The 10,583-nt window shown below is 36.8% G+C and carries 6 protein-coding genes; all 6 read left to right on the forward strand.

Annotation, left to right across the window (positions count from 1 at the left end):
- Positions 1–394: 394 nt before the first annotated feature.
- A complete protein-coding gene (locus tag VE944_RS30630) occupies positions 395–1,252 on the forward strand; it encodes an ABC transporter permease (protein WP_324986476.1) in 858 nt (285 codons plus the stop codon).
- A 141-nt stretch (positions 1,253–1,393) separates the two neighbouring features.
- Positions 1,394–2,740 (forward strand): ABC transporter ATP-binding protein, encoded by a 1,347-nt coding sequence (locus VE944_RS30635; RefSeq protein ID WP_324986479.1) that lies wholly within the window; start codon positions 1,394–1,396, stop codon positions 2,738–2,740.
- A 14-nt stretch (positions 2,741–2,754) separates the two neighbouring features.
- Entirely contained in the window at positions 2,755–7,368 is a 4,614-nt protein-coding gene (locus tag VE944_RS30640) for a glycosyltransferase (protein ID WP_324986483.1), read from the forward strand.
- A gap of 485 nt (positions 7,369–7,853) precedes the next feature.
- Entirely contained in the window at positions 7,854–8,882 is a 1,029-nt protein-coding gene (locus tag VE944_RS30645) for a glycosyltransferase (RefSeq protein ID WP_324986486.1), read from the forward strand.
- Positions 8,879–9,796 carry a glycosyltransferase family 2 protein gene (locus VE944_RS30650; protein ID WP_324986489.1) on the forward strand — a complete coding sequence of 306 codons (918 nt, stop codon included), beginning with the start codon at positions 8,879–8,881 and terminating at the stop codon, positions 9,794–9,796. Before VE944_RS30645 ends, VE944_RS30650 begins: the two co-directional genes overlap by 4 nt.
- The coding region (locus VE944_RS30655; protein WP_324986491.1) for a glycosyltransferase family 4 protein at positions 9,771–10,583 on the forward strand (813 nt) is incomplete at its 3' end. The genes VE944_RS30650 and VE944_RS30655, both read left to right, overlap by 26 nt.

The raw sequence follows: 10,583 nt of genomic DNA on the forward strand, positions 1-10,583 counted from the left end.
TCTTTGGCAAGGTTCTTATCAGCAGACAACAGGTTTGTGGTTGCGTTGGTATAATACTACGGGTTGGGTGCTGACATCAAGAGAAAAAGCTGAACAAGAACACCAACGGGCAGAGCGATTGGCAGAGTATTTGCGATCGCAGGGAGTTGATCCAAATAACTTGAGTTAAGCAAAAACTTGCGTCCTTAATAAGAAAAGCAGTGTTGCCGACAGAATTTCGATTTGTAGTAAAAATACACTTAGCAATAGCAGATTCATTGTATAATCGCCAAGACAATTTAGGTAATATTTTTTAGTAAGAATGTATTTCTTGGGGAATACAAGGTTCCTTTCATAGCTATAAAGCTTTATAAATAAAAATTGGGTGTGTAAGTAGTGAACGAGGAAGCATTAATTGTTACAATCCACGCAAAAATTTTTACGTAAAGCAGGGAGTTTAAGGCGTATACTGCCTATAAACGAACGGTTATGGGCAAAATTTGACTTGCTAAGAACTTTGGTTAGGCGGGATTTAGAGGCGCGATATAAAGGTTCTATCTTAGGTAATTTGTGGCCTTTGCTAAATCAGCTATCACAACTACTTATTTACACCTATGTGTTTTCGATTGTGCTAAGAGTGAAGTTGAGTATAGAAAGTTTACCAGAAAATAACTTCACCTTTGGTTTGTGGCTATTTGCGGGTTTGCTTCCCTGGATTGCTTTTTCGGGGGGGTTAATGCAGTCTGCTAGTTCAGTCCTAGGACAGCCGAATCTAGTCAAGAAGGTTGTATTTCCCCTAACTTTGTTACCGCTCGTGCCAATTTTATCAACGTTCATTGAGAGTTCCTTTGGTTTAATAGCATTGATTTTTTTCGTAGCGTTAAATGCTCATACTTTACATGCTACCTTAGCGCTATTACCCTTGGTCTGGCTAACGCAGTTATTGCTAACGGCAGGATTGGGCTATTTAGTGGCAGGACTAACAGTGTTTTTGCGAGATATCCCGCAGACTTTAGGGGTGATTTTAAATATTTGGTTTTATGCGACACCGCTTGTCTATCCAGCATCAGCAATTCCTGAGCAATGGCGGACTTTGGTATTCTGGTTAAATCCAATAGCAGCGATCGCTGAAGTTTATCGTGACATAGTTTTAGTTGGAGAAGTCAAACACTGGGGCGAGTGGGGAGTTTCTTCACTAATTGCAGTTGTAATCTTTTTTGGGGGGTTGTGGTGTTATCGCCGCCTACGTCCTGCATTCGCCGATGTATTGTGAAACATGGAAGTTCGATAGGATAAAGTCACTTAGCTAGATAGAGAAGAGATGCCAGCGTTGGTTATATAGTAACATCTGGCAAAATGAGTGCGATTGAATTTTAGTTTTAGTGTGTGGGTTTTGAGGATTGACAGCAAAAGTATGGGTGAAGAAATTGCTATTTCCCTTGAGAATGTCTCGAAGTGTTTCAAACGCTACAGCCGCCCTGTAGATAGGCTCAAAGAAGTTCTGCTACCTGGTAAGAGTAGAGCAGATGAATTTTGGGCACTTCGGGATATCAACATTGAGATTCCCAAAGGGCAGACAGTTGGAATCGTTGGACGGAACGGTTCTGGGAAAAGCACATTGCTACAAATTATCACGGGAACCCTCACACCATCCAGTGGTGATGTACGAGTCGATGGTCGAGTTTCTGCTTTATTAGAATTAGGAAGTGGTTTTAACCCAGAGTTTACTGGAAAGCAAAATGTCTTTTTTAACGGACGATTGTTAGGATTGAGTCAAAAACAAATCGAAAACAGATTTGATGATATTGCCGCTTTTGCCGATATAGGCGATTTCATCGAGCAACCTGTTAAAACTTATTCTAGTGGTATGTATGTCCGCTTGGCATTTGCTGTTGCAGTCAATGTTGATCCAGAGATTTTAATTGTTGACGAAGCACTTGCTGTTGGAGATATTGTATTTCAACATCGTTGTATGCGACGAATGCGTGCAATGATGGATTCTGGAGTAACAACATTATTTGTTTCCCACGATGCCGGTGCAGTCAAAACATTGTGCAATTCAGCGGTGATGATTCATGACGGAAAAATACATACGACAGGATTACCAAATACTGTTGTAATTGAATATTTAAAATTAGTTACAGAACTTGAATTAGGTTTAGCACAAGAGATTGAGATTAACTCTCAACAGCAAGTAAATACCGTTGTAGAAAACAGAATACAGACTTCAAATCGCCCGAATTGTGATATTGAATCTCTAAGTTCAACTGTCAATAAGGCAACACGCAGAGGAAGCGGAAAAGCCAGAATCGAAAGCGTAAAACTACTGAATCAATTAGGTGATTTTGCTGGGGAAACTCCCATATTTGCATTTAATGAAAAAGTAACATTAGTTGTAAATTTAAAAGTTTATTATGTAATAAATAGTTGCATTGTAGGCTTTTATGTTTGTGACAAAAACGGTACGGAGGTAATTGGTAGCAATACTTTAGAAGAAAACATCAAAATAGATAAATTAGAACCAGGAGAAGAAATAGAAATTAGGTTTGAATTTAATTTACCACTTCGACCTAGTTCTTATAGCTTAACAGTTGCTGGTTCTGAAAGTTATGAAGCTCTGAGTTTTGACTGGATTGATAATATAATGGTTTTTCAAATTTTGCCACCAGATACTGGAAAGCTCATTCATGCTTTAGTTCATCAACCGATGGTAGTGAAAGTAAACAAACAAGTTTTACCAACAGTCGTGACACTAGCTTAATTAAACTACATATTATGGATAAAGATTGGTTAAAAGATTATCCTTCGGCTGAACACCCTACAGAAGAAGGTTTGGATGAAAACCACAGTTTACGTAAAATGTTCTACCTAATTGGAGACAATGAACGAGTAGTAGACTTTGGGTGTGCGACTGGTTACTTTGCTCAGTTACTTAATAAAAAAGGGTGTATTGTCACAGGAGTAGAGATAAACCCAGATGCCGCAAAAGTTGCTGAACAGTACTGTAAAGAGGTCATAGTTGTCGATTTGGATTTTGTTTCTGTTACAGAAATTTTACCTAGCCAGGAGTTCGATGTAGCAGTATTTGGAGATGTTTTGGAGCATCTGCGAAACCCTTGGAAAATTTTGGAAGAAACCAAGCAGATATTAAAAAAAGATGGGTATGTAGTTGCTTCTATTCCAAATATTGCTCACGGTGCAATTCGCTTGTCTTTACTACAAGGTAGATTTGAATATACAGAATTAGGTATTTTAGATAATACTCACCTGAGGTTTTTTACCAGAAAAACGGTTGAAGAGTTATTTGAAAGGTCAGGATATTTAGTTAGTATTCCTGATCGGACAAAACTAGAAATTTTTTCAGATAGTTTTTTGATACCTCAAAATAAGAGAGAACAATTCAACCTTGATACTATTAAACAGCTTGAAGAAGATAAAGATGCCGACACTTTACAGTTTATTATTAGAGCAGATCCTTGCACTATAGAAAGAAAATATGCTGCAATCACTGATTGCTCCTCTAAGCTGTTAGAAGAACCGCAGCAATTGCTGCCTCAACTGCATTTAACACAAGCAGAACTGGAGCAAGCCCAGGCTCAAATAGCAGAAAATCAGCTTCAGTTGCAGCAATTGGAGTTAGATTTGCAACATACCAAGACGGAATTAGAGCGATCGCAATCTCAACTGCAACAAACTCAGACGGAATTGGAGCAATCGCAATCTCAACTGCAACAAACTCAGACGGAATTGGAGCGATCGCAATCTCAACTGCAACAAACTCAGACGGAATTGGAGCGATCGCAATCTCAACTGCAACAAACTCAGACTGATCTAGAAAAAATTCAGTATAAACTTGAGCAAACACGGAAAGAGGTGACATTGCTAAAATCTTCTATAACTTGGAAAATAAAAGAAAAATTTAAATTTTTGGCTTTTAAAGCTTTACTGCGTAATACACCAAAATTTGTATTTTATATAGATTTTCCAAGTAATCAAGAAGTTGTTAACTCAAATTTTAAAATAATTGGTTGGTGTATTAGCGCTGACTTGGTTGGCATAAAAGCAGTACGCGCCAGGATCGGAAGTTCCAAATATGAAGGAATTTATGGGATAAATAGACCAGATGTAGCACAAGCTCATAGCTCTATTGTAGATGCCGAAAAATCTGGGTTTGAAGTATCTATTGACCTCCCTCCAGGAGAGTATAGAATTTTTGTTGAGGTTGTAGATAATCTAGATATAAGCTATGTCATTACTTCTCACTTAGTTATAGTTGGGTACTCAGATAATCAACTTACCTCTAATCGGCTTAATTCTAGAAAAAAAATCTTTAAGGAGGTAAAAGAGTGGGTAAAATTTGCCAACTTAGTAAGGAAGCAAGCGTTAGAAAAAAAACGGCAACTAGGACGTCTTCCTTCACCAGAAGAGCTACCAAAAATAGCTAGATGGGTTAATGGTTTATATCAGGAACAATGCAGCAGAAACACGTCATCTTTAATGCTATTTTCTGATTTTATCATCCCCCAACCACAGGATGCCTACGAAGCTTGGTTAGCTGTAAATCAGTGGAACAAAAAAGCTAGTAATCATCTCAATAATCGGTTGAAAATCTGTCAAGAAACCTTGCCAAAAATCTCTGTATTGATGCCAGTTTACAACCCACAGGTCTGTTTTTTAGATATTGCGATTGCTAGTACAGTAAATCAAGTTTATCAAAATTGGGAACTTTGCATTGCAGATGATTACAGTACAGATCCAGCAGTGCAAGCCACCTTAAACAATTGGGTAGCAAAAGATAGTCGCATCCGCGTAATTTTTAGAGAAGAGAACGGCAATATTAGTGTAGCCACCAACAGCGCTGCAACTCTCGCCACAGGCGATTTTATTCTCTTTTTAGATCATGACGACGAATTAACTCCTGATGCACTTGGAGAAGTTGCATTATATCTTGCAGAACATCCAGAAACCGATTTTGTATACTCAGACGATGACAAAATAGATACTGAAGGACGTCGCTTTGCCCCGCAATTCAAACCCGACTGGTCGCCGGAATTGCTATTGTCCTATATGTATTTCTCCCATTTATGCGTAGTTAGACGCAGCATTTTTGACCAAGTTGGAGGTTTGCGAGTTGGGTTTGAAGGTTCTCAAGACTACGATTTTGCTCTTAGAGCTACGGAAATTTGTCGTCAAGTTAACCATATTCCTCTAGTACTGTACCACTGGCGAGCTGTTCTGGGTTCCACAGCTTTATCTGGGGCAGAAAAACCAGCCAGCTTTGCAGCTGGGCAAAAAGCGCTGCAAGAGGCACTTGAACGCCGGGGTATTTGCGGAAATGTATATCAGCCAGAGTGGGCTGTTAAAGGTCAGGTAGGTATCTTTGAACATCAGTTTCCTGATACCGGCCCATCAGTTGCTATTATTATTCCTACTAAAAATCAGGTAGAATTGCTGAAAAAATGTGTGCTTTCTTTAGAGAAAACCACATACCAAAATTATCAAATTGTAATTATTGATAATGAAAGCGATGATCCGCAAACCATTGCTTATTTAGAAAGCCAACCTCATCAAGTTTTAAAAATTAAAAATCCGAGTACTGGATTTAGCTTTGCAGCTATCAATAACCGGGCTGTTGAACAAGTCAACAGCGACTATATCTTATTTCTTAATAATGATACCGAAGTTATTTCCCCTAAATGGTTGAGCCAGTTGGTAGGTTACGCTCACTTTGCAGGCGTAGGAGCAGTTGGTGCAAAATTGCTCTACCCCGACCAAAGAATTCAACACGCTGGTGTTATACATGGATTACATAATGGATTAGCAGGTCATGCCTTTAAGCTATTGCCTAACTGGAATTATGGCTATCTTTCTTACGCCAAAGTAGTACGGAATTATTCAGCAGTAACAGCAGCTTGTTTGCTGACACCACGCGAGTTGTTCTTGGATTTGGGAGGGTTTAATGAGCAAGAATTCGCAGTAGCTTATAACGATGTGGATTATTGCTATAAACTTTTAGAAAAACAGTATCGTTGCGTCTATTGTCCCACTGCCGATTTAATTCATTATGAGGGCACTTCTAGAGGTTTCACTGATAATCCTAAAGAAAGAATTGCTTATCGACGCAAGTATTCCCAAAAGGTAGATAGTTTTTATAATCCTCATCTTTCTTTAGAAAATGAGCAATTTAGAATACAAGCCCGAAGAATAGTCAAAGGAGAGGTACAGCCGTTAAAAGTTTTGATGTGTAGCAATGCCTTAAATTTGACAGGCGCACCCAATATTCAGTATGAAATAGCTATTAACTTAGCTGCGGCTGGTTTAATTAAGCCAGTTGTATTTTCCGTAAGTGATGGATTACTACGTCAGGCTTACGAAGAAAGTGGAATTGAAGTAATTATCTGTGAACACCCACTCGCAAAAGGACATAACATAGAAGAATATGAGCGCTCTCTAAAAAAATTAGAAAAAGAAATTGAGCGCCATCAAATTGATGTAATTTATGCCAATACATTAGAAAGCTTTTTCATGATTGATTGCGCTCAAAAAATGAATATACCTTGCGTATGGAATGTTCACGAAAGTGAGCCTTGGCAGACATATTTCAATCGTTATGGATTCAAAATTGCCAAACGCGCCCTTGAGTGTTTCAGTGTTCCCTATAAGATAATTTTTGGTTCTCATGCTACAAGCGAACAATATTTAGCGCTCAATAGTCGCCATAATTTTACTGTTATCCATACTGTATTGGATCTTAATCGTTTAGCAGATGCAGCATCAAAGTGGAATCGTGCAGACGCTAGAAAATATTTAAGTGTAAATGAAACAGAAATTGTTATTCTCTTGCTGGGAACTGTATGTGAACGTAAAGGACAACAAGAGTTGGTTGATGCATTAGGTGCTTTGCCGAATGAGTGGCATAATAAAATAAAATGCTTCATTGTTGGCGATCGCCCCAGTGGATATAGTAACCAGCTTCATGCTATGGTGGCTGCATTACCACAAGAATTGAAGTGGCGAATTATCCTTGTGCCAGAAACACTTGAAGTTGCTAAGTATTACCAAGCAGCAGATATTTTTGTTTGTACTTCTCGCATTGAATGTTTTCCCAGGGTAACTCTAGAGGCAATGGCTTATGGTTTACCAATTGTGACTACTCCTGTATTTGGTATTAAAGAGCAAGTACAAAATACAGTCAACGGAATTTTTTATACACCCGGTTCTGCTGATGAATTGAAAAATGCTATTTTATCTCTTTTGGAAAATGACGCTTTAAGAAAACGTCTTGCTGAAAATTCACGTTATGTCTCAGATAGTTTAATTACCTTAGAAGAGATGGTAGAAAACTATGGGAAAATTTTCCGTGAAGCTTATTTCACAAATAACTGTTAACCTCCTATACTTGAACATCAAAATAATAATAAAAAATCCAAGTTTAAAATAAATTGGTGCAGTAAGTACTAAAATTATTTTTAATAATGGAACAATACAACATCTAGAAGTGATAATTATCAATAGCATTTGAATTAAAGATTATCAGCACTGATGTATTTGGGATTTCAGGAATAATCAATGATCGGAGTGAAGGTTATTTAGTACAGCCAGGGGATGCCAAAGCCGTAACTGCTGCAATTCATAAATGCATAATTCTGCCAGATTATTAGGTCGTAGCTCAAGTATATAGAAAAACAAACTAACCTAGTCTAAAAACCATTAGATATCTACAAATAATGAAATATTGACCATAAATGTACAAGGCTTGATATTGTTTTTGAGAGATATCGAAGATATCTATGAAAATTATCCCCGCGTTCCCCTTAAAATGATATTTTTAGAAAAGTTGTACCTGGAGTTATGTCAAAATAAATTCAACTTAAATGCAGGATATAGAAAAAATTGGTGTTGTTTTAGCAACTTATAATCCTCATCTCGAATATTTTCAAAAACAGATTCAGTCTATTCAAAATCAGACTTGGCGCAATTGGGTTTGTCACATTGTTGATGACTGCTCCCAACCTGAATATCAGACTGCGATCCAAAAAATTGTTGGCAATGATTCACGGTTCATTTTTCATTTTCATAGCGATAATCTTAAGCATTATTACAATTTTGAACGCGGTTTACAATACTGTATTCAAGACCCCACAATTACAGCGATTAGCTTCTCAGATCAAGATGATATTTGGATTCCAAAAAAGCTAGAAGTATTGCTAAAAACTTTACGTTCTGAACAAGTGCTCTTAGTTCATTCTGATTTGGAACTAATAAACAGTAATGACCAAACTATTAATCATTCCACTTGGGATTTTGAAGGACGTAATCCTGAAAAAGCGACAGTGGAATTATTACTGCTTCGCAACGTTGTAACCGGATGTTCTTTGTTATTTTGCACTTCTCTGACACCCTATATTCTACCCTTTCCCCAACAAAATGAAATTGCTTGGCATCACGATTGGTGGGTAGCATTGGTTGCAATTCAAAAAGGTAAAATTGGTCATATTCGGCAATCATTAGTCCGCTATAGGCTCCATAGTTCAAATACAGTAGGAGCAATGGAAAATGCTGGAAATTTTTATACTGAACTTATGCTCTTGTTTAGGAAAAAATCTCGAATTACAGGTAAAAGCTATTTAGTTCATTGTAACTTGAGTAAAGCCTTTCAGGCTAGATTTTACCAACAATTAGAATCAACCTGGTCTAATCCTTTTGACGATCAGCAATTAGATTTTGGTTGGGCTATTCTTAAGCTTTGTTACCAAAGTTTAAAAACAGGATATCGTTCTGAAGGCATAGCACTACGAATTTTGATTTTTAAAATTTTATTCGATACTCAAGGAGTTAAAAATTATATCTTTAAGGTGTTCCCCATATTTAAAGTGGCTAAGAGCAATATCGAAAACAAATGAACGATCAATTAACTATCTCAGTATCGATTATTATAGTTAACTATAATGGAAAACAGATCCTACCAGATTGCTTAAACTCTATACAAAAATTTATTGATATACCTAACTATGAAATCATTTTTGTAGACAATGCTTCTAGCGATAGTAGCGTTGAATTAGTAGCAGTAAATTACCCCAAAATTCACTTAATTAAACAGATAGAAAATCGTGGCTTTGGAGCAGGAAATAATGTTGGTGCAAAGCTTGCTAGTGGAGAATTCTTGTTTTTATTAAATACTGATACTGTACTTACGACTAATATTTTACCCCATCTAATTGAGTTGATGCAAGCAGATCCACAAGTAGGAATTATTGGGCCAAAATTGCTAAATCCAGATGGTAGTTTACAAATTTCTGTTTCGCCAGCATTAGGAATAAAAGGTGAATATCAAGCTCGTAAGATGCATCGAGATTATCAAAATATCTCTCACCAAGATTTAATTGAGCAGAAATTTCAAGAAATTCAAGAAGTCGATATTGTTGTAGGGGCTGCTTTTTTTATTCGCTCAAGTTTATTTTATGAATTAGGTGGATTTGACGAAAATTTTTTCATGTATTTTGAAGAATCAGATTTATGCCAAAGAGCGCAGCATCAAGGATATAAAATTATCTACACTCCTCATGTATCTTTGATTCATTTGAAAGGATACTCAATTCAAAAGGCTGCAAACATAATGAGTATAGAATATAGGCGTAGCCAGATTTATTATTATCAAAAGCATCGCCCTTGGTGGGAACAACTTTTATTACGTATATATCTATTTTATAAATTTTTTGCTGAATTTATAACTACAAATAATCCTAACAGTCGGAAAATTCTGGTTTTGTTATTTACTTTTAAAAAATCTGTTGTTAAAGGATATTTATCTAATTAATATAAATGATTTTATTATGCCTATTTTAGCAAATTTATCTTTCGCTCCAAGGAAACCGACAGGTTGGTTAAGTTATAGTCTGAATTTATTTAAAGAGCTAAAAAATTTAGATATTGAGGTTTTAAGTCCAATTGAAATTTGTGGGATTAAATGTTATCCGTCGCCACAAGATGTAACGACGGATTTTGGTATTAAAGGGCATTTAAAGCGTCTGCTATGGACGCAATTTCAACTGCCAAATCTTTATCGGCAGATGAAGTCTACATTACTATTTTCTCCTATCCCAGAGGCTCCTCTATTTTCTTCCTGTTCTTATGTTGTTACTGTTCACGATTTAATTCCTTTAAGATTTCCAGAATGGTTTTCCATAACACAACGGCTTTATTGCAGCTATTATATTCGTGCTGTAATAAGACAATCAAAGCACGTTATTTGTGATTCGATCGCAACATCTGAAGATTTAAGTAAATTTTTAGATGTTCCCGAAGGCAAAATAACTGTGATTCCACTAGCGTATGACAGGGAAAAGTTTCATTTTTTGAATTTACCAACGCAAAATTATTTCCTTTATTTAGGAAGGCATAATCCTCACAAAAATCCTGAACGTTTAATTACCGCCTTTGCCGCACTACCAAACAGCAAAGACTATGAACTGTGGTTAGCAGGGCCAAGCGATCGCCGTTATACCCCAACTTTAAAAGCGCAAGTTGAGCAATTAGGTATAACTCATCAGGTGAAGTTCCTAGATTATATTCCTGACAGCGAATTGCCAAAAATCATCAATGAA

It is taken from the genome of Nostoc sp., from assembly GCF_035638895.1.
Taxonomy (GTDB): Bacteria; Cyanobacteriota; Cyanobacteriia; order Cyanobacteriales; family Nostocaceae; genus Nostoc.

Excerpts from the sequence above, each read along its gene's own strand:
- VE944_RS30635 (WP_324986479.1), top strand. The coding sequence starts at position 1,394 with ATGGGTGAAGAAATTGCTATTTCCCTTGAGAATGTCTCGAAGTGTTTC.
- VE944_RS30640 (WP_324986483.1), top strand. The coding sequence starts at position 2,755 with ATGGATAAAGATTGGTTAAAAGATTATCCTTCGGCTGAACACCCTACA.
- VE944_RS30645 (WP_324986486.1), top strand. The coding sequence starts at position 7,854 with ATGCAGGATATAGAAAAAATTGGTGTTGTTTTAGCAACTTATAATCCT.
- VE944_RS30650 (WP_324986489.1), top strand. The coding sequence starts at position 8,879 with ATGAACGATCAATTAACTATCTCAGTATCGATTATTATAGTTAACTAT.